The organism is Micromonospora sp. NPDC050980, assembly GCF_040653835.1.
In the GTDB taxonomy this organism is placed as follows: Bacteria; Actinomycetota; Actinomycetes; order Mycobacteriales; family Micromonosporaceae; genus Micromonospora.
Window position 1 is genome coordinate 82,816 of record NZ_JBFAGS010000010.1, and the last position, 21,500, is coordinate 104,315.

The window sequence follows — 21,500 nt, forward strand, 5'->3', positions numbered from 1 at the left end:
CCCCGAGCGGACCGGCTGTGGGCGCAACGGGAGGTAGGGTCGGGGTGTCCGCATCGAGGCATTGCCATGGAAGCGCTCCCATGCAAGAATCGCTGCACGCGGTTCGGGGAGCCACACCGCGAGCTAAGACGTCGAGGGCACCGGTTCACCGGACGACGTCGGCTCCAACGGCCGGTCCTGCGGACCGGTCGGCACCACCACCCCTCACGCCCGTCCGGGTCGGGCGTCCCCGAAGCAACCCGTGGCGCGCACGGTCGATCCCGCAGGGCGACCGCCGCCGCCATTCCGCCGGGCCGTACGCGGATCCGGTTCTCGCCCAAGGAGATCAGTGGCATGAATCTGTGGAGAAGGCTGTCCGGCCGGAGCCGGACGCTCGCGCTCACCGGCGCCGGCGTCCTCGTGGCCGGCGGGCTGGTGACCCTCCCGGTCACCGCGGCGCAGGCCGCGACCCAGTGCAGCGTTGACTACACCACCAGCGACTGGCCCGGCGGCTTCACCGCCAGCGTGGTCATCAGGAACCTCGGTGACCCGGTCAGCTCGTGGAACCTCGGCTTCACCTTCGGCAACAGCAGCCAGCGTGTGCAGCAGGGCTGGTCGGCGAAGTGGTCGCAGAGCGGCCAGAACGTCACCGCGCAGAACGAGTCCTACAACGGGTCGCTGGGCACCGGCGCCAGCACCAGCATCGGCTTCAACGGCGCCTGGAGCGGCAGCAACCCGAAGCCGACCCAGTTCACCCTGAACGGCACGGTCTGCAACGGCGGCACGCCGCCCACCAGCACGCCGCCGACCAGCACGCCGCCCACCAGCACCCCGCCGACGACCCCGCCCCCCACCACGCCGCCGCCCACGACCCCGCCGCCGACCACCACCCCGCCGGGGCAGAAGGTCGACAACCCGTTCGTCGGGGTCAAGGGCTACGTGAACCCGGAGTGGAAGGCCAAGGCCGAGTCGGTGGCCGGCGGCAGCCGGGTGTCGAACAACCCGACCGCGGTGTGGCTGGACCGGATCGCCGCCATCGAGGGCACCCCCGACAGCAGCTCCAACGGCGCGATGGGCGTCCGTGAGCACCTGGACGCCGCGCTCGCCCAGGGCGCCGGTTACATCCAGTTCGTCATCTACAACCTGCCCGGCCGGGACTGCGCCGCACTGGCCTCGAACGGTGAGCTGGGCCCGAACGAGCTGCCCCGCTACAAGAGCGAGTACATCGACCCGATCGCCGCGATCCAGAGCGACGCGAAGTACAAGAACCTGCGGATCGTCAACATCATCGAGATCGACTCGCTGCCCAACCTGGTGACCAACACCTCGGGCAACCCGGGCGGCACCGCGATGTGCGACACGGTCAAGGCCAACGGCGCCTACGTCAACGGTGTGGGCTACGCCCTGGCCAAGCTCGGCGCGATCGGCAACGTCTACAACTACATCGACGCCGCGCACCACGGCTGGATCGGCTGGGACAGCAACTTCGGCCCGGTCGCCCAGCAGCTCTACGCCGCCGCCACCGCCTCCGGCAGCACCGTGCGCAACGTGACGGGCTTCATCGTCAACACGGCGAACTACTCCGCGCTCAAGGAGCCGTACATCAAGGTCACCGACTCGGTGAACGGCCAGACCGTGCGGCAGTCCAAGTGGATCGACTGGAACCAGTACGTCGACGAGCTCTCGTTCGCCCAGGCGTTCCGGCAGAAGCTGGTCTCGGTCGGCTTCGAGAGCAACATCGGCATGCTGATCGACACCTCCCGCAACGGCTGGGGCGGCGCGGCGCGGCCGACCGGCCCGGGCCCGTCGACCTCGGTGGACGCCTACGTCGACGGCGGGCGGGTCGACCGTCGGATCCACGCCGGCAACTGGTGCAACCAGGCCGGTGCGGGTCTCGGCGAGCGGCCGAAGGCCAACCCGGAGCCGGGCATCGACGCCTACGTCTGGGTGAAGCCCCCGGGTGAGTCGGACGGCTCCAGCAAGGAGATCCCGAACAACGAGGGCAAGGGCTTCGACCGGATGTGCGACCCGACGTACACCGGCAACGCCCGTAACGGGAACAGCATGTCCGGCGCCCTGCCGGACGCGCCGATCTCCGGCGCCTGGTTCCCGGCCCAGTTCGCGCAGCTGATGCAGAACGCCTACCCGGCGCTGTAGAGCCCGCGGCCGGACCACCCGCCGCGGCGGGAGTGAGGCACCGCCGCGCGGGTTCCCCGGGCCCCTGGTCGACGCCCACGTCGACCAGGGGCCCCCGGCCGTCCTCGGGTCAGGGCACCGTCTTCTCGATCGCCGCCCGGCCCAGCTCGTCGAGGTCACGGCGGGCCCGGTCCACGTTCTCCGCTGTCACGTCCTGACCACGGGCCCGCACCAGATCCTCCGGCTCCCAGGGCTGCTCGGCGCCGGTGCGGATGTTGTCCCCGCCCGCGCCGGTTCCGGTCCCGGTCGCGCCGGTCCCGGCCGCGTACGGGTCGCCGAGCAGATCCGGCGACCCGGTGTCGGTCACCGCGCCGTCCGGCTCGGTGAACGTGGGGTTGTCCGGGTCGGCGCCGCCGGTACGCAGCTGCGGCACCGTGCTGTCGTCGTCCACCGCGGCGGCCACCTCGGGGGTCTCCTCCAGCGGTCGTCCGGGGTCACGATCGGTCATGCTGCTGCCTCCTGTCCCGAATCGGTGATCCCCCCGGCGTACCCCGTGCCGGGCCGGCCATGCCGGCCGCCGGGCCGGCCGCTCAGGACTCGTCGGAACGCGGCTTCGGCGTCTCCGTCGGGCTGACCTTCAGCCAGAGCAGCATGAGCAGCCCGAAGACCAGCATCACCGCGCCGGCCCACAGGTTGATCCGCACGCCCTGCGCCTTGTCGATCTCGGCAGCCGAGTCGAAGAGACCCATCAGCCCGACGATCAGCCCGTACGCGACGAACAGCCCGCCGATGACCCGGCGGATGTCGAACAGCCGGGCCGCGGCGGAACTTTCCTCCCGGGCGTCCTCGGTGTCGTCGACCAGCGGGTCGTGGGCCTCGCCGCCCTGGTAGCGGTCCGCGTTGTCTGCCATGACGGGGGTCCCTTCCTCAGAAGACCGGGATGTAGAAGAGGGCGGCGAGCACCACGGCGACGACGCCGAGCAGCACCGGGGAGCGGTACCAGGCCGCGTCCCCGGCCAGCGAGTCGTCCTTCAGGGTGGTGTCGCTGAGGCCGTACACCAGGCCGGTCAGCTCGTCGTCGGTCTTCGGCCGGGTCAGCGGCGTGATGACCACGGCCACCACCGCGACGGTGACGAAGGCCAGGCCGGCGCCCCAGAAGCTCTCCTCCAGGTCGGAGTTGAAACTGATCACCCCGGCCCGGTAGAGCAGGTACGTGGCGATCGCCACCACGGTGCCGGAGAGCAGCGACCAGAAGCCGGCCAGCGCACTCATCCGCCGCCAGAACATGCCGATGATGAAGGTGCCGAAGAGCGGGGCGTTGAAGACCGAGAAGAGCGCCTGGATGTAGTTCATGATGTTGCTGAACCCGGCCGCGATGAACGCGGTGCCGATGCCCACCACCACGGCCACCACGGTCGCGATCCGGCCGACCCGCACGTAGTACTCGTCCGGGCGGTCCCGCCGGAAGTACGCCTGCCAGATGTCGTAGGTGAAGACGGTGTTGAAGCCGCTGACGTTCGCCGCCATGCCGGCCATGAACGACGCCACCAGGCCGGTGACCGCGATGCCGAGCACGCCGTTGGGCAGCAGGTCGCGCATCAGCAACGGGATGGCGTTGTTGTAGACCAGGTCCCCCTGGTCGGCGCCCAGCCCCTTGACCGTGATCAGGGCGATCAGGCCGGGGATCACGGTGACCGCCGGGATGAGCAGCTTCGGGTAAGCCCCGATGATCGGGGTACGCCGGGCGGCGCTCATGTTCCGTGCCGACAGGGCGCGCTGCACCTCGGCGAAGTTGGTGGTCCAGTAGCCGAAGGAGAGCACGAAACCGAGGCCGAAGACGATGCCCAGCCAGTGCGCGCCGAGCGGGTTGTCCGTGCTGCCGGTGCCCTGCCAGGCGTGCAGGCCGGCCTCGCCGAGCGGGGATTCCCGTACCGCGTCCATCAGCCCGCTCACGCCGCCGACCTTGACCAGGCCGATCACCGTGATCGGCACCAGCCCGGCGATGATCACGAAGAACTGGAGCACCTCGTTGTAGATCGCGCCGGACAGGCCGCCGACCGTGATGTAGGCCAGCACGATCGCCGCGCCGACCACGATCGCCACCCAGAGCGGCCAGCCCAGCAACGCCTGCATGATCAGCGCCAGCGCGTAGAGGTTCACGCCCGCGATCAGCACCTGGGCTACCGCGAAGCTGATCGCGTTGAGCAGGTGGGTGGGGCGGTTGAAGCGCAGCCGCAGGTATTCCGGCACGCTGCGCACCTTGGAGCCGTAGTAGAACGGCATCATCACGATGCCGAGGAAGACCATCGCCGGCACCGCGCCGATCCAGTAGTAGTGCACCGTCATGATGCCGTACTGGGCGCCGTTGGCGGCCATGCCGATGATCTCCAGCGCGCCCAGGTTCGCCGAGACGAACGCCAGGCCGGTGACCCAGGCGGGCAGCGAGCGCCCGGAGAGGAAGAAGTCGACGCTGGTCTTGATGGCACGGCGGGCGGCGAAACCGACCCCGAGCACCGTGACGAAGTAGAGCGCCAGGATCAGGTAGTCCAAGGCGTTCATGTTCAACCTGAGGCCGCTGCCCATGCCTGGTGCTCCCCTCGTGCGGGTGCGTGCTGCGCCGGCAGTTTCCCCGATCGCGAAGTTTCATGCCTACTGCGCAGATGCAAGGAGGGGCCCCTTCTTAACGCCTGGCGTCGAGAAGGGGCCCCTTCTCACTCGGCGGGCCGAGGGAGGTGGCGGGTGGCCGGGCCTCAGCGGCCCAGCACGCGGTCCAGGAAGTCGCGGTAGCCGCGCACGGCCACCCGGAGCTGCTCGGTGTCCGACGAGCCGGACTCCTGCCAGGCGCCGAGCCGGGAGCGCTGCTCCCGCAGGGCCGTGGACAGCGCCTCGATCGCCTCCTCGACCAGCGACTCCGCTTCGCCGACCGCAGCCCTCGGGTCGTCGACGAAGCGCAGCTGGACGTCGCGCCAGCGGTCCCGGAAGCCCTGCGCGGCCTCCGCGTCGAACAGCGTCGCCGCGTCACCCGGCACCGCGCCGGGGGTGGGCCGGTCCGCGCCGGCCAGCGCCGCGCCCGCCGCGCCACCGGCCACCGTGCCGGTCGCCGCGCCACCGGCCACCGTGCCGGTCGCCGCGCCACCGGCCACCGTGCCGGTCGCCGCGCCACCGGCCACCGTGCCGGCCGCCGCGGTAGCGGTCTCCGGGTCCACGGTTTCGTGGTGCCGCCCGGTGACGTCGCCGTCGGCGGGCTCGGCGTCGGGGTCGACCAGGCCCGGCTCGGGGCTGCCGTAGCCGACCGCGCCGGCGGCCACCGCGTCGTCCCGGTCCGCGTCGACGACCACGCCGTCGCGGTCGGCGTCGGTGGTCACGCCGTCGCGGTCCGCGTCGGTCGCCATGGCGTCGCGGTCGGCGTCGGTCGCCACGGCGTCGCGGTCGGCGTCGGTGACCAGGGTGTCCTGGTCGACGCCGGTGGCCACGGTGTCGTCGCGGTCCGCGTCGGGGTGCTCGGCGTTCCAGCGGTCCCGGTCGTGCAGCCGGTCGCCGGCGGTCGGGTCGGCCCGTTCGTCGTCCAGCGGTTCGGTCCGGCCCGGCGCGCCGTCGCCCGGGACGGCGGTGTCCTCGCCGCGGGCGTCCCGCTCGTCCTGCGGGCGGCCACCGGCCAGCGCCGAGGCGGCCACCGCGTCGCCCACCGTGGCCGCGCCGAACGCCGTCGGCAGCGGCGCCGGCTCGTGAAACGCCGGACGACCGTCGTCGTCGCGCGCCTCGTCGTCGTCCGGGCGGTCGGCCTCGTCTCGCAGGTCGTCGGCGTCGTGAGCCCGGGTCTCGTCCGGGGACCGCTCGTCGCCCACGGCCGGGTCGTCGAACGTGCCCCGGTCGTCCAGCGCGTCCTCGGGCACCTCGACCCGACCGTCGCGGTCGTGGTCGTCCGGCGGCGGGACCGGCACCGGCGCGGATCGTACGGCCTCGGGGTGGTCCTGCGTGACCTGCTGCTCTTCCTGGCGCATGGCGGCGGCTCCTCAGCGGCTCGTGGCGTCGTGCTCGGAATCGGGGTGGCGCTGCTCCGGTGCCCGCTGGCCGACCGGGTCCTCGCCGAGCAGGTCGGCGAAGAGAGCCCGGTAGTGCACCAGCGCCTGCCGGAGGTCCTCGGTGCCGGCCTCGCCGCGCTCGTTGCGCTGCCGGATCTCGTGGGCGTCGCGGTAGTGGGTGAGCGTGCGGGCGTGCTCGACGGAAAGGTGGGCGATCTGGTCGGAGAAGTCCCCGGTGGGGTATCCGCGCTCGGCGATCAGCCGACTGACCAGTTCGTCGGCGTCGCCGACGGTCTCCGCCGGCGAGTCGACGAAGCGCACCTGGAGGTCCTCCCAGGCCGCGGCGTAGCGGGCCCGGGACTCCGGGCTGAGTGGGGTCAACTCCAGCTCGGCGTGCCGGCGCTCGCGCTCGCGCAGCTCACGCTCGGCGGCGCCCCGGCTGTCCTGCTCCTCGACTGCCCGGTCGTACTCCGGGCCGAACCGCTGGCGCAGTGCCCGCCGGCGGTTCGCGACCACGGCGAACGCGACCAGAGCGGCGACCACGACGACGACGACGATGACTATGACGACTACCTGGGTGGGCGACATGGCACCTCCTTCGACCGCTGGTATTCCCTGGTGGGGGTGATCGCCAATCCCGTTCCGGGGCACTTTCCCCGGCGGGACGCGAAAGCTGAGCCGTTCCAGAAAAGGCCCGTCCGGTGGCGGGTGGGGCTCCAACGGCGTCCCGCGGGGTCATCTCGGACCGTAGTGAGGGTCGAGACGGCCGGTAGTGCATCCGCTTGGGATTACGTATCCTGCCCAAGGCGTCCGGGGTCGGTGCCCGGCGTCGTGGCCGGCGACCTGACGGCCGCTGCCGGCGCCACCACGCGAACCTTCCCGGGCGAGGTCTGATTGAACACCCGCGACTGGCCGATCCGCGCCAAGTTGACCGCGCTGGTCATCGGCCCGGTGACCGGGCTGCTGGCATTGTGGATCTTCGCCACCACGCTGACCTTCGGGCCGGCGCTGGATCTGCTCGCCGCCCGTACCCTCCGCTACGACCTGGGCCGGCCGGGCGAGAACGTGGTCGCCGAGCTGCAGCGGGAACGGCGGCTCTCGGTGGTCCAGCTCGCCGGCGACGGCGTCCTGGCGGAGCTGGCCGGGCAACGCGACCGCACCGACCGGGCGGTCGCCGAGCTGCGCCGGCGGATCGACGGCGAGGAGTTGCGCGACGCGGCCGACGACCAGCTCGACGTGCGGCTCGACCAGCTTGGCGCGGCGCTCGAGGCGCTGCCGGCGGGGCGGGTCTTCATCGACGACCGGAAGGTGGACCGGGCCGGCGCGGTCGGGCTCTACAGCGGAATGATCGGCTCCGCGTTCCAGGCGTTCTCCGCCATGGCCACGCTGCCCGACGTCCAACTCAACCGGGAGACCGCCGCGCTCACCGCGCTGGGTCGCTCCCGCGAGCTGCTCGGCCAGGCCGACGCGCTGCTGGCCGGTGCGGTCACCGCCGGCCGGTACGCCGAGGGCGAGCACGAGCAGTTGGTGCGGACTATGGAGAACCAGCGGTTCCTGGCCGAGAACGCGGTCGCCGACCTGCCGCCGGAGGAACGGGCCGGCTACCAGCGGCTCACCGAGGAAGCCGGCTTTCTGCGGCTACGCGCGCTTCAGGACGTGCTGATCCGCGCCGAGGAGTTGCCCGCCGGGTTCGACGTCCGGGCCTGGGAGAGCAGCCACGCCGAGGTCTCGCAGGGCCTGCGGGACTTCGAGTTGCGAGCCGCGGACCGCCTCACCGAACGATCGGTGCCGATGGCGGTGCGCATCCTGGTCCAGCTCGCCGCCGCCGGGGTGCTCGGCCTGGTCGCGATCGTCGTCTGCGTGCTGGTCGCGCTGCGGGTGGGCCGGTCGCTGGCGCACCGGCTGACCGGGGTGCGGTCGGCCGCGACCGAGATGGCCGAGGAACGGCTGCCCGACGTGGTCGCCCGGCTGCGCCGGGGCGAGGAGGTCGACGTCGCCCACGAGGCCCCCGAGATGGACCACGGTGGGGACGAGATCGGCCAGGTGGCGAGCGCCTTCAACGAGGTGCGCCGCACCGCCGTGCAGGCCGCCGTCGACGAGGTCACCCTGCGTCGCGGCTTCCACGAGGTGATCCTCAACCTGGCCCGGCGCAGCCAGGGGCTGGTCCACCGCCAGTTGGCGTTGCTGGACCGGCTGGAGCGGCGCACCGAGGACCCGGACGAGCTGGCCGGGCTGTTCCAGGTCGACCACCTCGCCACTCGGCTGCGCCGGCACGCCGAGGACCTGGTCATCCTCGCCGGCGCCGCGCCCGGACGGGGCTGGCGCCGGCCGGTCGCCGCGGTGGACGTGATGCGCGGGGCGATCTCCGAGGTCGAGGCGTACCACCGGGTCGACGTGGGCGAGGTGCAGCCGGCCGGCGTGCTCGGCCGGGCCGTCGGCGACGTGATCCACCTGCTCGCCGAGCTGGTCGAGAACGCCACCGCCTTCTCCCCGCCGGGCACCCGGGTGGATGTGACCGGCCGGTCCGTGCCGGGCGGCTACACCGTCGAGATCACCGACCGGGGGCTGGGCATGTCGCCGCCCAGGATGGCGGCGGCCAACCGGAAGCTGGCCGCCCCACCGGAGTTCGACCCGGCCGACAGCGCCCGGCTGGGCCTGTTCGTGGTGGCCCGGCTGGCCGCGCGGCACGGCGTGCGGGTGGAGCTGCGGCCGGGCCGGCCGACCGGGACGACCGCCGCCGTGTTCCTGCCGTCCGATCTGATCACCGACGAGCCGCCGGTCGGTCCGGACGCCGCCGGGCCGGAGCGGCGACGGATGGCCAAGGTGAGCCGGCTGAGCACGGTGCCCCGCGGCCGGGCGAGCCGGCCGGGGCGGGAGCGCCCGGAGTCCACCGTCATCCCGCTGCCGACCACGCGGGCCTCGGCCGTGGAACCGCCGGCCGACGGCGACGGCCTGCCCCGCCGGGTGCGGCGGCGCGGCCCGGCGGCGCGTCCCCGCGCGGTCGTCGCCGACACGCCGGCCCACCGCACGCCGGAGGAGGCGCGCCGGACCATGTCCGCGTTGCAGGCCGGCACCGCGCGGGGTCGCCGCGACGGCATCCGCACGGCCGGTCCGGCGGTCGCGCGGATCCGTGACACCGGCCCCGACGCGCCCACCGCCGGGCCGGGTGACACCGGTACGCCGGCCACGGCGCCGGAGCCGGCCACGGCGCCCTCCCCGCCGGCGCCGGACCATCGAACCGCGACTGAGAGGGACGCCTAGTGGTGCACACGACGCGGCAGAACGCCGATCTCGACTGGCTGCTCGACGACCTGGTGGAGCGGGTGCCGGCCGCCCGCCGGGCGGTGGTCCTCTCCGCGGACGGGCTGCTGCTCGGCGCCTCCGCCGACCAGGACCGCACCGACGCGGAACACCTCTGCGCGCTGGCGTCCGGCTTCTCCGGACTGGCCAAGGGGGCCACCCGGCACCTGGACGGCGGCGCGGTCCGGCAGACTGTGGTGGAGATGGAGTCGGCGTACCTGTTCGTCACGGCGGCCGGGCAGGGCGCCTGCCTGGCCGTGGCGAGCGACGCCGACGCCGACATCGGCCTGGTGGCGTACGAGATGGCGATGCTGGTCATCCGCGTCGGGGAGAACCTGGCCGCGCCGGCCCGGACGGTGGGGGTGCCGACCGATGCGGGCTGAGTCGCCGGGCCCGCAGCACGAGTGGCTGGACGCCGACGCCGGCCCGGTGGTCCGCCCGTACACGCTGACCGGTGGGCGGGTGCGCCCGCCGGTCGACGGCTTCGACCTGCTGGCCTTCGTGCTCTCCACGTCGGTCGAGTCGACCGGCGTCCCCGGTCTCCAGCCGGAGCACCGCCGCCTGGTCGAGCTGGCCCGGCGGCCGAAGGCCGTCGCCGACCTCGCCGCCGACCTGGACCTCGCCGTCGGCGTGGTCCGGGTGCTGCTCGGCGACCTCCTCGCCCATGGGTTCGTCGCGGTGCACCGGCCCCCGGCCACCGCGTACCTGCCCGACGACAACATCCTCAAGGCGGTGGTCAGTGGACTCCGTGCGCTTTGACCGGGAGCCGGCCGCGTCGCGGGTGCCGCTGGCCCTGAAGATCCTCATCGCGGGTGGTTTCGGTGCCGGCAAGACGACGCTGGTCAGCGCGTTGAGTGAGGTCCGGCCGTTGCAGACCGAGGAGGTGCTGACCGGGGCCGGTCTCGGCACCGACGACGTCTCCGGGGTGGAGCAGAAGTCGACAACCACGGTGGCGATGGACTTCGGCCGGATCACCATCAACGACGACCTCCAGGTCTACCTCTTCGGGACCCCGGGGCAGGACCGGTTCTGGTTCCTCTGGGACGAGCTGGCGTTCGGCGCGCTCGGCGCGGTGGTGCTCGCGGACACCCGCCGGCTGGCCGACTGCTTCCCCTCGATCGACTACTTCGAGCAGCGGGGCGTCCCCTTCGTGGTCGGGGTGAACTGCTTCGAGGGTTCCCGGCGGTTCAGCCTGGAGGCGGTCCGCGACGCGCTGGACCTCGATCCGGACGTCCCGCTGGTCCTCTGCGACGCCCGCGACCGGCAGTCCGGCAAGCTGGTGCTGATCTCGCTGGTCGAGCATGTGGCCCGGCAGCGCGGTGAGCCGGTGTCGGTGGGCTGAGCCGCCCGGTCCGGATCTTCCTCGGCGTTCGACGACTGACCGGGCGGTTCATCGGGAAGGCTGGTGGGGTCGCAGCAGGAGCGGGTGGAAGGTGGGAGCGTTGACCGGGCAGCACGAGGTCGTCCACATCGGTGGTTACACGGCGGAGTCGGACGGGCGGGCGGACGGTGTCGCCGCGGCCCGGCGCGACCGGGCGACCGGGGCGTTGACCCCGCTCGGCACCGTGGCGGTGACCCCGTCCCCGTCGTTCCTCGCCCGGCACCCGACACTGCCGGTGCTGTACGCCGTCAACGAGCTTCCCGACGGGATGGTGAGCGCCTTCCGGGTGGGGTCGGACGGCGACCTGACGCCGCTGGGCGAACGTCCGACCGGTGGGGCCGAACCGTGCCACCTGGCGGTCGCGCCGGACGGGCGGCACCTGTTCGTGGCGAACTACGGCGGCGGCAGCCTCGCGGTGTTCGGCCTGGACGCCGACGGCGTGCCCGGTGAGCGGAGCGACCTGGTCCGGCACGAGGGACACGGCGCCGATCCCGATCGGCAGGAGCGGGCGCACTGCCACATGGTCTCGCCCGATCCCGGCGGGCGCGGGCCGTTGCTCGCCGTCGACCTGGGCACCGACTCGGTCTACCGCTACGACCTGATCGCCGACTCCGGGCGGCTGGTGCCCCGGGCGCCCCGGCTGCGGACGCCGGCCGGCACCGGGCCCCGGCACCTGGCCCGGCACCCGGACGGCCGGCGCTGCTGGTTGGTGGGTGAGCTGGACGCCACGGTCACCGCGTACGACCTGACGCCGGACGGGCTGCACCAGCGGGCCCGGGTGGACGCCAGTGGTCGGACCGGGCACGTGCAGCCCTCCGAGGTGGCGGTCGGCCCGGACGGACGCTTCCTCTACGTGGCCAATCGCGGGGTGGGCACGGTGGCCGTCTTCGCGCTGGCGGGGCCGGCACCGACGCTGGTGGGCGAGGTGGCGACCGGCGGCGGCTGGCCGCGGCACCTGGCGCTGGCCGGCGCTCACCTCTATGTCGCGGACGAGCGGGCCGACCTGATCAGGGTCTTCGAGGTGGACCCGGGCAGTGGGCTGCCGACGCCGGTCGGGGAGCCGGTCCCGGTGGCCAGTCCGACCTGCGTGTTGCTGTGACGAGGTGGTGACCGAAAGTGTTGTCCGAGGTGGATCGTGGGCGCCTGGGTCACTGATGCATGACTCAGCGTATCAATAAAGTGATCAACTGTTTCTCCTGCGTAACTTTCGTCCGAACGGTTGTGGCAGTAACCCCACGAGATACGCAAGATGGTCACCGTGTCTGGCCGCCATCGCATGCGTTCCAACCTCCGTGGGGCAGGTGCCGCCGCCGCGGCGACCGCCCTCGTCGCCGTCGTAGCCGGGTCCTGGTTCGGCTACCAGCAGCTGGCCGGCCCGAACTGCTCGGGCCGGATCGAGCTGTCGGTGTCGGCCGCCCCGGAGATCGCCCCCGCGGTCCGCGGCGCCGCCGACGAGTGGGTCGCCAACGGCGCCGCCGTCGGCGGCACCTGCATCGCGGTGAACGTCGTCTCCGCCGAGTCGGTCGAAGTGGCCGCCGCCGTGGCGAGCAAGCACGGCGCCACGCTCGCCGGGGTGGGGCAGGCCAGTGGCACCTCGGTCACCCCCGACGTCTGGGTGCCTGACTCGTCGACCTGGCTGGTGCGGCTCAAGGCCGGTGGCGCGAGCGCCTTCGCGCCGGCCAACGGCGCGTCGATCGCGCGCAGCCCGGTGGTGGTCGCGTTGCCCGAGCCGGTGGCCGCGCGGATCGGCTGGCCGGACAAGGATCTCCGCTGGTCCGACATGCTCAAGCAGGTGACCGCCAGCAAGCCGCTGCGGGCCGGCATCGTCGAGCCGACCCAGGACGCGGCCGGGCTGTCCGGCCTGCTCTCGCTGACCGCGGCGGCCAGCTCCACCGGCGAGGCGGGCTCCCCGAAGGCCCAGGAGGCGATGGTCGGGGCGCTGCGCGCGCTCGCCACCAACCGCTCCTCGTTGCGGCAGGACCTGCTCGCGCGGTTCCCACGTTCGACCGACCCGACGGCGATCGCGAACGGGTTGGGTGCGGCGGCGCTGTCCGAGGAGGACGTGATCGCCTACAACAACACGAAACCGCCGATCAAGCTGGCCGCGCTCTACCTGGATCCGGCGCCGATCCCGCTCGACTTCCCGTTCGCGGTGCTGCCCGGCATCGAACCGAGCAAGGCTTCGGCCGCGCGGGTGCTCTTCGAGGCGCTGCGCTCGGCCGACTTCAAGGACCGGCTCGCGGCGCAGGCACTGCGCGCGCCGGACGGCAACTGGGGCAACGGCTTCCAGGCGCCGACCGGCGCGCCGAGCCCGGCCAACGGCGGGGAGAAGCAGGTCCCGCCGTCCGGTCAGGGTGGCGCGGCCGACCTCGACCCGGTTGCCATCTCGACCGCGACCACCACCTGGTCGGTGGCCACCCAGTCGGGCCGCATGCTCTGCGTCATCGACGTGTCCGGCTCGATGAAGAAGCCGGTGGCCACCGCCAACGGGGCCAGCCGCGAGCAGGTCACGGTGGCGGCGGCGAGTCAGGGCCTGGGGCTCTTCGACGACTCGTGGTCGATCGGCCTGTGGACCTTCTCCACCAAGCTGCAGGGCTCGCAGGACTGGCAGGAACTGGTCGGGATCCGGCCGCTGTCGAGCAACCGGGGTGAGCTCCAGCGCGGCCTCGCCTCCGTCCGGCCCTCCAGCGGTGACACCGGCCTCTACGACACCGTGCTCGCGGCGTACAAGAAGGTCCAGCAGGACTGGGAACCGGGCAAGGTCAACTCGATCGTGCTCTTCACCGACGGCAAGAACGAGGACGACAACGGCATCTCGCAGAAGGAGCTGCTGGCCCAGATCAAGAAGCTCAAGGACGACGAGCAGCCGGTGCAGGTGATCATCATCGGTATCGGCACCGAGGTGAACCGGGCTGAGCTCAAGTCCATCACCGACGCCTCCGGCGGTGGTGCCTTCGTGACCACCGACCCGAGCAAGATCGGGGAGATCTTCCTCCAGGCGATCGCGCTGCGGCCCCCCGCACCGCGCTGACCTGCGACTCAGTGCCAGGCTCCGCCGTACCGGGAAATCCGGTACGGCGGAAGGCTTCCCGGGTCAAGGTACGAGAAGTGAACTGACGGTAATGTGTCCGAATCAATCGGTGACCATAATTGTCCTGGCATGATGTCCGAGTGCCTCGACCGCGGATCCCGGGGCGGGACCGCGCGGTAGCGGGGCGGTCGGTGAGTTGAGTGGGGGAGGGCCGGTGACCTCGGCGACGCTGTTGACTCCTGCCAGGACGTCACGACCGGGGGGCGAGCGACCCGGCGCGACGACACGAGCCGCGGAACGGGCCTACATCCGGGTCCTGGTGGTGCTCGACACCGCCGTGCTGGCCGTGGCCATCCTGGTCGGCTACCTGGCCCGGTTCGGTGACGAGCAACCCAGCGGTTCGGAGATCCCCTACGTGGTGGTCGCCCCGGTGCTGCTGCTGGTCTGGCTGGTCTCGCTGAAGGCCATGCGCTGCTACGACGACCAGGTGCTCGGCTACGGCGCGGACGAGTACCGACGGGTCAGCGCGGCGAGCCTGCGGCTGGCCGGTGGCATCGCCATCGCCGGCTACATCGCCGACGTCGGGGTCTCCCGGGGTTTCCTGGCCATCTCCTTCGCGGTCGGCACGATCGGGCTGGAAGTGGCGCGGTTCGCCGCCCGCAAACGGCTGCACCGGGCCCGTGACCGGGGCGCCGGCTGGTCGCGCAAGGTGCTGGTGGTCGGCGACACCGCGCACGTGCTGGAGTTGGTGCACACGCTGCGCCGGGAGCCCTACGCCGGCTACCAGGTGGTCGGTGCCTGCATCCCGGACGCGCTGCTCGCCCCGGTGCCGCAGCGCCTCGGCGACGTGCCGGTGGTCGGGTCGTTCCGGGGCATCCCGGAGGCGGCCACCGCGATCGGCGCGGACACGGTGGCGGTCACCGCCTCCGGCGAGCTGACCGCGACCCGGCTGCGCCGCCTCGGCTGGCAGCTGGAGGGCACCGGGGTGGACCTGGTGGTGGCCCCGGCGCTGACCGACGTGGCCGGCCCGCGCATCCACACCCGTCCGGTCGCCGGCCTGCCGCTGATCCACGTCGAGGCGCCCGAGTTCCGCGGCGCCCGCAAGCTGGTCAAGGGGTTCGTCGACCGGTCGCTCTCACTGATCGCCCTGCTCCTGCTGTCGCCGCTGCTGGTGGTGCTCGCGCTCGCCATCAAGCTGGACAGCCGCGGCCCGGTGCTGTTCCGGCAGACCCGGGTCGGCCAGGGCGGCGAGGAGTTCGGCGTGTTCAAGTTCCGCACCATGGTGATCAACGCCGACGCCCTGCTCGCCGAGCTGGCCGCGCGCAACGAAACCGACGGCCTGATGTTCAAGATGCGCGACGACCCCCGGGTGACCCGGACCGGCCGGCTGCTGCGCAAGTGGTCGCTGGACGAGCTGCCCCAGCTCGCCAACGTGCTGCTCGGCCAGATGAGCCTGGTCGGTCCCCGCCCGCCGCTGCCCTCCGAGGTGGCCCGCTACGACGGCGACGTGGCCCGCCGACTGCTGGTCAAGCCGGGCATGACCGGTCTCTGGCAGGTCAGCGGCCGGTCCGACCTCAGCTGGGAGGACGGTATCCGGCTCGACCTCTACTACGTGGAGAACTGGTCGCTCGCGGCCGACCTGACCATCCTCTGGAAGACGTTCGGCGCGGTGCTGGGCAGCCGCGGCGCCTACTGAGGCTGCGGGCCCAGCCAGTCCAGGCAGACCACCACCGCGTCGTCCACCAGGTCACCGGCGACGAACGCCCGCAGGTCGCCGATCAGCGACCGGACGGCGTCCAACGGCTCCAGCGGGCCGGTACGGCGCAGGAACCGGTCCAGGGCCGACTCGCCGTAGCGGATCTGTTCGGCGCCGGCGTCGACCACCCCGTCGCTGACCACGAAGAGCCGGTCCCCCCGCTCGAGCTGGAACCGCTGCTCCCGGTAGTCGGTGCCGTCGAACATGCCGAGCGGGAACTGCTTGTCCAACACCTGCTGGGTCACCTCACCGCCGCGCAGCCGGATCAGGTGCGGCGATCCGGCGTCGACCGCGGCCAGCGCCCCGGTGGTCAGGTCCAGCTCCATCAGGAGCACGGAGAGGTGCTGTTCGCCCCGATGCTGCGCGTAGATCGCCTGGTCGGCCAGGGCGGCCTGGTCGGCCAGGCCGAGCCGGGCGCGGCGAGCGTTGCGCAGCGCGTAGGTGGCCAGCGAGGTGAGCAGCGCCGCGGCCACCCCCTCGCCGAAGCCGTTGAGCACCGCCAGCCAGAGCCGGTGGCCGTCGTCCGACCAGTCGAAGCTGTCCCCGCGCACCGCGTACGCCGGTTCCAACTGCCCGGCCAGGCTGAACGACGGACGGATCCGGCTGCGCCCGGGCAGCAGCTCCCACTGCATCTCGGCGGCCAGGGTGAGCCGCCGGCTGCGCCGGGCGGTCAGGTAGATGTCGGTGGTCGAGGTGACGGCGGCCAGCTCGTGCCCGAGCACGGTGGCGATGAGGTCCAGTTCGCGCCGGGCGTCCGGGTCGGCCGGCATCGGCGAGACCCGGAGCACCCCGCGCCGCTCGCCCCGCATCCCCACCGGGAACCAGCCGGTGCCGTCGGCCACCATCGGCTCCTGCCGGTCGAAGGCGTGCCAGGCCGGGTGGCCGGGGCCGGTGACCGGCTCGCCGCCGTGCAGCGGCAGCAGTTCGGCGAGCCGGTAGTCGACCTGGTAGAGCTCGGTGCGGGTGATCCCGTACGTGCGCAGCAGCTCGGCGGCGAGTCGGTCCACGATGAGATCGGTCGGCGCGTCCGTCACGATCTGGCGCGCGCGAGCCTCCGCGTCGCTCATCCTTGCTCCTTCGCACAGGTCGCCGGGCTGGTCCGGGGGGTAGTGTCGGGCCCACCATGACCGAGGAGCCCGGTCCCGTGGGACCTCAGGTGAGTATGTCCGCCGCCCTGGACGAGGCAGCGGGCACCCTGCTCGCCGTCTGGGAGGCGGCCCGGGAGCAGACCACCAGCCGACTCTCCGGGGCGCAGTTACGCGCCGTCATGGTCGTGGAGCAGTACGACGGGATCAATCTCCGTCGGCTCGCCTCACTGACCGACATGCTGCTCTCCTCCGCCAGCCGGCTCTGCGACCGCCTGGTGGCCGCCGGCATGCTGGAGCGGGAGCCGGGCCGCCACGACCGCCGGGAGATCTCGCTGCACCTCACCCCGGAGGCGAAGCGGCTCCTTGCCGGGCTGCGTGCCGAGCGGCGGCGCCGGTTGACCCGGATCCTGAACGCGATGAGCCCGGACGGGCGGGTGGCGTTGCTGCGCGGGATGCGCGAGTTCGACGAGATCGGCCGCCGGGACGCGGCGGCGGTGGCCGAGGGCTGGCCGGTGTTGCAGCCGTCGGGGGAGCGGAACGGGGATGCCCCGGCGGACCTGCCCGCGCCGTCCCGACCGGCGGTCACGCACCGGCCCGGCGAGCCGATACCGCCGGACGGACCCCCGGTGGTCCGCACCGCCTGAGGCCCACCGACGGCGGTCAGCCCGCGGTGACCGCCGCCCGGGCGTGCCGCACCCGAGCGGCCACCCGGGGATGCTCGGCCAGGGCCCGCTCCAGGGCGGCGAGGACCTCGTCCAGCAGGCGCCGGCCGCCCCGGGCGGTGAGCGCCTCCTCCTGCCACGCGACGAACTCCAGCAACAGCCGGTCGTCGTCCACCCGCGCCGCGGCGATCAGGGCGTCCACCAGGTGCGCGATACCGGCGGCGACGTCCTCGGCGGTCGCCTCCGGTGGGTCCACCGCCGCCAGCGCGAGCCGCACCAGCTCCCGCCGACGGTGCAGCACCGGGACGTACTCGTCGTCGGGGGGCGGTTGTGGGCCGGTGTGCGTGCCGGCCGGCAGCGGCCCGGCCAGCAGCCGTACCGCGTCCCGGGCGCTGGCTCCCCAGGCCGCCGCCCCGACCGCCGTCGCCCACCGGCCCTCGGGGCCGAAGCCGGGGCCGCCGGCCACCACCGGCACCCCGGCGGCCCGGCTGGCCTCCACCATCCGCGCCGCCCGGACCAGCCGGTTGGGTTGCACGCAGCTCAGCAACACCGCGTCCGGGCCGCTCTGGTGCAGGTAGGAGACCAGGTGCCGGGCCGGCACGCTGGCGCCCAGGAACGTCACCCGCCAGCCGGCTGCCCGGACCACCTCGCTGACGATCCGGGCGGCCAACGCGTGCCATTCGCCCTCGACGCAGGCCACCACGACGTGGCCGCGGTGCGGTGCGCCGACGGCCGCGCCCAGCGCGTCGACCACCAGCTCGCTGACGTGGGTGGCGGCGTGCTCCTGGGCGACGCTCCAGGAACCGCTGAGCCAGCGTCGGCCGATTTCCCGCTGCGCCACCGCGACCAGGTCGACAAGCACGTCCGCGACCGAGCAGCCGTCGGCCAGCAGACCCTGGGCCAGCGCCACGGCGCCGGCCCGGTCGGCCCGCTCCAGGTGGTCGAGGTAGGTGATGAGGGTCGCCGGCCCGATCCGGCCGCCCGGACTCACGAGGCGGCCACGGCCAGCATGGCGATGTCGTCGTGCGGCTGCCCGTCGAGCCACTCGTCGACCAGTTGGAGCACCCGGTCGACAAGTGCGGCGGGCGGCAGCCCGGCCCCGGAGACGAGCGCCTGCCGCAGCCGGTCCTCGCCGAACATGGCCGGCTCGGTGGGACCGCCGCGGGCCTCGGTCACCCCGTCGGTGTAGGCCAGCAGCAGGTCACCCGGGGCCAGACGCACGTCGGCGCCGGCGAATCTCGCGGCGGTCAGCGCGCCCACCGGCATGCCGCCCACCCGGACCACGTCGATCCCGCCGCGGGCACGGACGACAAGTGGCGCGGGATGCCCGCCGCCGGCCAGCCGGACCAGCAGGCCGCCGTCGGGCTCCCGGCTCAGCGTGCCGAGCAGCAGCGTGGTGAACTGGGCCCGCGCAGCCGCGCCCGGCGCGTCCAGCAGCGCCCGATTGAGCAGTTCCATCAGCTCCCGGGGGCGCTGCTCGACCAGGCGCAGGGTCTGCAACGACTGGCGGACCCGCCCGGTCAGCACCGCCGCCCCCACGCCCTTGCCGCAGACGTCGCCGAGCGCGAAGAGGCCGCCGGCCGGGGTGGGGAACAGGTCGTAGAAGTCGCCACCGATGCGCAGGCTGTCGCCGGCCGCCCGGTAGCCCCCGGCCAGGGTCATCCCGGTCAGCCGCGGCAGCTTCGGCGGAAGCAGGCTGTTCTGCAGCACCCGGGCCAGGTGGGTCTGCTCGCCGTACAGCTCGGCCGCGGCCAGCGCGGCGCCGGCCCGGCCGGCGAACTCCCGGGCCAGCGCGATCTCCCGCTGGTCGAACCCGGCGCGGTCGGGGTGGCGGGCCAGGATCAGCGCCCCGGCCGGCCCGCCGGCGCTGGGCATCGGGCTGATCAGCACGGTGCCCGGCCGGCCGAAGCCGGCCGGGAGGACCTCGGCCAGGTCGGCCAGCTCGGCGTCGAGCCAGGGGCTGGGCTCGGTGACGTCGCCGTCGAGCGCCTCGACCAGGCCGGGGACCGATTCCGCCGCCGGCCAGCCGGCGACGCCGGCGACCGGGGCGGTGTCACCGGTGGCGTAGCGGATCCAGTGCGGCTCGTCCTCGGCCGGTGGCGGCGGTCGGTGCACCACAAGTGCCACGTCGGCCAGGTAGGGCACCGGCAGGGTCACGGCGGTGCGCAGGGTCTGCTCGCGGTGCAGGGAGAGCCCGAGGCGGCTCCCGGCCCGGGCCAGGAAGGCGGTGCGGGACCGCTCGGCGAGCAGCGCGTCCGTGCGCGCCTGCTCCTCGGTGACGTCCCGCACGTACCAGGCGCACCGGTCGCCGGCCAGCTCGCGACGCAGGCCGCGCAACCGCCGGCCGCGGTGCTCGGCCTCGAAGGTGTCGGCGTTGTCGCGGGCCGCCCTGGCCAGCGCGGGCACCCGGCACCCGGACAGGCCGACGCCGGGCGCCAACTCGGGCAGCAGCTCCGCCGCCATGGCGTTGACGAGGGTCACCACACCGCCCGGGTCGATCGTCACGACCGCCTCCGCCAGCCCGTCCAGCAGCTCACGGGCGAGCCGGTCGTCGGCCGGCAACGCGACCCCGGTCACCCGCCGGGGTCGTTTCCGAGGGGCGGGTCCACCGCCGCTGACCGGCCCGGCGACGCCACCCCGACGCGCGGCGGTCACCGCCGGCGGCCGGGCGCTTCGGTCGGTCGACCCGTGTGCATGCTGTCGGTGCGCTCCTCGTTCGGCGGACAGGTCGTCTCGTCCAGCGGCCAGATCGTCTCGTCCAGCGGCCAGGTCGTCTCGGCGGACAGGTTGCCTCTCGGCAAGCGTACCGAGCGGGGCTGACGAATGCCCGTCGAGGACGGCTCCGATCAGGGCGTCCGGGCCAGCCAACCGACCGGGCGGTCGACGATCCGGCGGACCACCGAGGTGGCTCCGCCGACCGCGGCGGACTGGGCCCCGAGCACGGCGGGCCGCACCGTGACCGGGGACCACGCGGCGGTCAGCACCCGCCGGGAGATCTCCGCCACCACCGGCGGGCACAGCCAGGGCGCGAGCGGCGCGTATCCGCCGCCGAGCACCACAGTGTCCAGATCCAGCAGGTTGACCACGCCCGCCACCGCCACCCCGAGCGCGGTGCCGGCGTCGGCGAGCGCGGCGAGCGTGGTCGGGTCGCCGCCGCCGGCCAGGTCGGCCAGGCGGGTCGCGGCGGTGTCGGCGGGCAGCTCCGCGCCGGGCAGCCCGGCGGCGGCCAGGATCGCCTCCTGGCCGGCGTACCGCTCCAGGCAGCCCTGGCCGCCGCAGCGGCACGGCCGGCCCTGTGGCTGCACCGGGATGTGACCGATCTCTCCGCTCCAGCCGCGGGCGCCCCGGTAGAGCGCGCCGTCGAGCACGATGCCGGCGCCGATGCCGATCTCGCCGGTGACGTGCAGGAAACTGCGCGGACCGGCCGGGCCGGCGTACAGCTCGCCGAGCGCGGCCAGGTTGGCCTCGTTGTCGACCACCAGCGGCGGGACGCCGTCGACCGCTTCGACGAGCGGGCGCCCGGCCAGCAGGTCCGGCACGTCCACGTCCCGCCAGCCGAGGTTCGGGGCGAGCCGGACCAGGCCGCCGTCGCCCACCAGGCCGGGCACGGCCAGCGCCGCGCCGGCCAGGGTCAGCCCGTCGCGTACGGCGGCGGCGCGTGCCTCGGCGGCGAGCCCGGCCAGCCGGGCGAGCGCGTCGGCGGGGGAGACCGGACGCAGGTCGGCGCGGCGGACCAGGTGGTGCCGGACCGTGCCGGTCAGGTCGACCACGCAGGCCGCGAGGTAGTCGACGTTCACCTCCAGACCCAGCCCGGCCGGGCCGTCGGCGGCTAGCACCAGGCCGCGGGCCGGCCGCCCCGCCCCGGTACGCGGGGCGGGTTCCGCCTCGGCGACGAGCCGCCCGGCGATCAGGTCGTCGACGACCGCGGAGACGGTGGCTCGGGTCAGCCCGGTCCCGGCGGCGAGCCCGGCGCGCGAGGGCGGGCGGTCGGCGGCGGCGATCCGCCGGAGCACCACCGCGAGGTTCAACTCGCGCAGGCTGCCCTGCCGGACCGCCCCGGCGGTGCTGGCGCTGGTCACCACTTGACACTGCCACATCCTCGCCATTTAATTCAACCGCTGAACAAATCGCGGCCGACACCACCC

Annotated in this window: 19 protein-coding genes; 10 read left to right on the plus strand and 9 right to left on the minus strand. The window is 73.7% G+C overall.

Annotated features, from left to right (window positions below):
* Positions 1 to 333: 333 nt before the first annotated feature.
* On the plus strand, positions 334 to 2,136 hold the full coding sequence (locus tag AB0H28_RS17215; protein ID WP_358040485.1) for a glycoside hydrolase family 6 protein: 1,803 nt from the start codon (positions 334 to 336) through the stop codon (positions 2,134 to 2,136).
* 109 nt (positions 2,137 to 2,245) lie between these two features.
* On the opposite strand, the gene AB0H28_RS17220 is transcribed toward AB0H28_RS17215, so the two are convergent.
* The 5 genes from AB0H28_RS17220 to AB0H28_RS17240 form a co-directional block, all read right to left on the minus strand.
* Complete coding sequence (locus AB0H28_RS17220) at positions 2,246 to 2,623, minus strand: hypothetical protein (RefSeq protein ID WP_358040487.1); 378 nt, start codon at positions 2,621 to 2,623, stop codon at positions 2,246 to 2,248.
* 82 nt (positions 2,624 to 2,705) lie between these two features.
* Positions 2,706 to 3,026, minus strand: coding sequence for a hypothetical protein (locus tag AB0H28_RS17225; RefSeq protein ID WP_358040490.1), 321 nt, complete (start codon positions 3,024 to 3,026; stop codon positions 2,706 to 2,708).
* 16 nt (positions 3,027 to 3,042) lie between these two features.
* The gene (locus AB0H28_RS17230; protein ID WP_358040493.1) at positions 3,043 to 4,674 is read right to left on the minus strand and encodes a sodium:solute symporter family protein; all 1,632 of its coding nucleotides are present in this window, start codon (positions 4,672 to 4,674) and stop codon (positions 3,043 to 3,045) included.
* A 191-nt stretch (positions 4,675 to 4,865) separates the two neighbouring features.
* Positions 4,866 to 6,116 carry a hypothetical protein gene (locus AB0H28_RS17235; RefSeq protein ID WP_358040496.1) on the minus strand — a complete coding sequence of 417 codons (1,251 nt, stop codon included), beginning with the start codon at positions 6,114 to 6,116 and terminating at the stop codon, positions 4,866 to 4,868.
* 12 nt (positions 6,117 to 6,128) lie between these two features.
* Positions 6,129 to 6,725: a hypothetical protein gene (locus AB0H28_RS17240; protein ID WP_358040499.1), complete on the minus strand. Its 597-nt coding sequence runs from the start codon at positions 6,723 to 6,725 to the stop codon at positions 6,129 to 6,131.
* 306 nt (positions 6,726 to 7,031) lie between these two features.
* Here AB0H28_RS17240 and AB0H28_RS17245 point away from each other — a divergent pair, with 306 nt between their 5' ends.
* From AB0H28_RS17245 to AB0H28_RS17275, 7 genes are all read left to right on the plus strand, one after another.
* Complete coding sequence (locus AB0H28_RS17245; RefSeq protein ID WP_358040502.1) at positions 7,032 to 9,398, plus strand: nitrate- and nitrite sensing domain-containing protein; 2,367 nt, start codon at positions 7,032 to 7,034, stop codon at positions 9,396 to 9,398.
* Positions 9,398 to 9,820 carry a roadblock/LC7 domain-containing protein gene (locus AB0H28_RS17250; protein ID WP_358040505.1) on the plus strand — a complete coding sequence of 141 codons (423 nt, stop codon included), beginning with the start codon at positions 9,398 to 9,400 and terminating at the stop codon, positions 9,818 to 9,820. The genes AB0H28_RS17245 and AB0H28_RS17250 overlap by 1 nt, the downstream gene beginning before the upstream one ends.
* Positions 9,810 to 10,196, plus strand: coding sequence for a DUF742 domain-containing protein (locus tag AB0H28_RS17255; protein ID WP_358040508.1), 387 nt, complete (start codon positions 9,810 to 9,812; stop codon positions 10,194 to 10,196). Before AB0H28_RS17250 ends, AB0H28_RS17255 begins: the two co-directional genes overlap by 11 nt.
* On the plus strand, positions 10,177 to 10,779 hold the full coding sequence (locus tag AB0H28_RS17260; RefSeq protein WP_358040511.1) for an ATP/GTP-binding protein: 603 nt from the start codon (positions 10,177 to 10,179) through the stop codon (positions 10,777 to 10,779). Before AB0H28_RS17255 ends, AB0H28_RS17260 begins: the two co-directional genes overlap by 20 nt.
* Positions 10,780 to 10,879: 100 nt before the next feature.
* The gene (locus AB0H28_RS17265; protein WP_358040514.1) at positions 10,880 to 11,917 is read left to right on the plus strand and encodes a lactonase family protein; all 1,038 of its coding nucleotides are present in this window, start codon (positions 10,880 to 10,882) and stop codon (positions 11,915 to 11,917) included.
* A 177-nt stretch (positions 11,918 to 12,094) separates the two neighbouring features.
* Entirely contained in the window at positions 12,095 to 13,849 is a 1,755-nt protein-coding gene (locus AB0H28_RS17270) for a substrate-binding domain-containing protein (RefSeq protein WP_358040517.1), read from the plus strand.
* Positions 13,850 to 14,063: 214 nt separating this feature from the next.
* Positions 14,064 to 15,545 carry a sugar transferase gene (locus AB0H28_RS17275; protein ID WP_358040520.1) on the plus strand — a complete coding sequence of 494 codons (1,482 nt, stop codon included), beginning with the start codon at positions 14,064 to 14,066 and terminating at the stop codon, positions 15,543 to 15,545.
* Here AB0H28_RS17275 and AB0H28_RS17280 read toward each other — a convergent pair.
* A complete protein-coding gene (locus tag AB0H28_RS17280) occupies positions 15,539 to 16,672 on the minus strand; it encodes a PP2C family protein-serine/threonine phosphatase (protein ID WP_358040523.1) in 1,134 nt (377 codons plus the stop codon). The genes AB0H28_RS17275 and AB0H28_RS17280 overlap by 7 nt on opposite strands.
* 95 nt (positions 16,673 to 16,767) lie before the next feature.
* On the opposite strand from AB0H28_RS17280, the gene AB0H28_RS17285 reads away from it, so the two are divergent.
* Positions 16,768 to 17,337: a MarR family winged helix-turn-helix transcriptional regulator gene (locus AB0H28_RS17285; protein WP_358040856.1), complete on the plus strand. Its 570-nt coding sequence runs from the start codon at positions 16,768 to 16,770 to the stop codon at positions 17,335 to 17,337.
* 16 nt (positions 17,338 to 17,353) lie between these two features.
* On the opposite strand, the gene AB0H28_RS17290 is transcribed toward AB0H28_RS17285, so the two are convergent.
* Together AB0H28_RS17290 and AB0H28_RS17295 are read right to left on the minus strand one after the other, a co-directional pair.
* Positions 17,354 to 18,346: a cobalamin-dependent protein gene (locus AB0H28_RS17290; protein WP_358040526.1), complete on the minus strand. Its 993-nt coding sequence runs from the start codon at positions 18,344 to 18,346 to the stop codon at positions 17,354 to 17,356.
* Positions 18,343 to 19,932 (minus strand): PP2C family protein-serine/threonine phosphatase, encoded by a 1,590-nt coding sequence (locus AB0H28_RS17295; protein WP_358040528.1) that lies wholly within the window; start codon positions 19,930 to 19,932, stop codon positions 18,343 to 18,345. Before AB0H28_RS17295 ends, AB0H28_RS17290 begins: the two co-directional genes overlap by 4 nt.
* 117 nt (positions 19,933 to 20,049) lie before the next feature.
* Between AB0H28_RS17295 and AB0H28_RS17300 the strand changes: the two genes are divergently transcribed.
* Complete coding sequence (locus AB0H28_RS17300; protein WP_358040531.1) at positions 20,050 to 20,175, plus strand: hypothetical protein; 126 nt, start codon at positions 20,050 to 20,052, stop codon at positions 20,173 to 20,175.
* 26 nt (positions 20,176 to 20,201) lie between these two features.
* Here AB0H28_RS17300 and AB0H28_RS17305 read toward each other — a convergent pair whose 3' ends face one another.
* Positions 20,202 to 21,461 (minus strand): ROK family protein, encoded by a 1,260-nt coding sequence (locus AB0H28_RS17305; protein ID WP_358040534.1) that lies wholly within the window; start codon positions 21,459 to 21,461, stop codon positions 20,202 to 20,204.
* Positions 21,462 to 21,500 lie beyond the last annotated feature (39 nt).

Bases quoted from the DNA above. Each gene is read 5' to 3' on its own strand.
- AB0H28_RS17215 (WP_358040485.1), top strand. From the start codon at position 334: ATGAATCTGTGGAGAAGGCTGTCCGGCCGGAGCCGGACGCTCGCGCTC.
- AB0H28_RS17220 (WP_358040487.1), bottom strand. From the start codon at position 2,623: ATGACCGATCGTGACCCCGGACGACCGCTGGAGGAGACCCCCGAGGTG.
- AB0H28_RS17225 (WP_358040490.1), bottom strand. From the start codon at position 3,026: ATGGCAGACAACGCGGACCGCTACCAGGGCGGCGAGGCCCACGACCCG.
- AB0H28_RS17230 (WP_358040493.1), bottom strand. From the start codon at position 4,674: ATGAACGCCTTGGACTACCTGATCCTGGCGCTCTACTTCGTCACGGTG.
- AB0H28_RS17235 (WP_358040496.1), bottom strand. From the start codon at position 6,116: ATGCGCCAGGAAGAGCAGCAGGTCACGCAGGACCACCCCGAGGCCGTA.
- AB0H28_RS17240 (WP_358040499.1), bottom strand. From the start codon at position 6,725: ATGTCGCCCACCCAGGTAGTCGTCATAGTCATCGTCGTCGTCGTCGTG.
- AB0H28_RS17255 (WP_358040508.1), top strand. From the start codon at position 9,810: ATGCGGGCTGAGTCGCCGGGCCCGCAGCACGAGTGGCTGGACGCCGAC.
- AB0H28_RS17270 (WP_358040517.1), top strand. From the start codon at position 12,095: ATGCGTTCCAACCTCCGTGGGGCAGGTGCCGCCGCCGCGGCGACCGCC.
- AB0H28_RS17280 (WP_358040523.1), bottom strand. From the start codon at position 16,672: ATGAGCGACGCGGAGGCTCGCGCGCGCCAGATCGTGACGGACGCGCCG.
- AB0H28_RS17285 (WP_358040856.1), top strand. From the start codon at position 16,768: ATGTCCGCCGCCCTGGACGAGGCAGCGGGCACCCTGCTCGCCGTCTGG.
- AB0H28_RS17300 (WP_358040531.1), top strand. From the start codon at position 20,050: ATGCTGTCGGTGCGCTCCTCGTTCGGCGGACAGGTCGTCTCGTCCAGC.
- AB0H28_RS17305 (WP_358040534.1), bottom strand. From the start codon at position 21,461: ATGGCGAGGATGTGGCAGTGTCAAGTGGTGACCAGCGCCAGCACCGCC.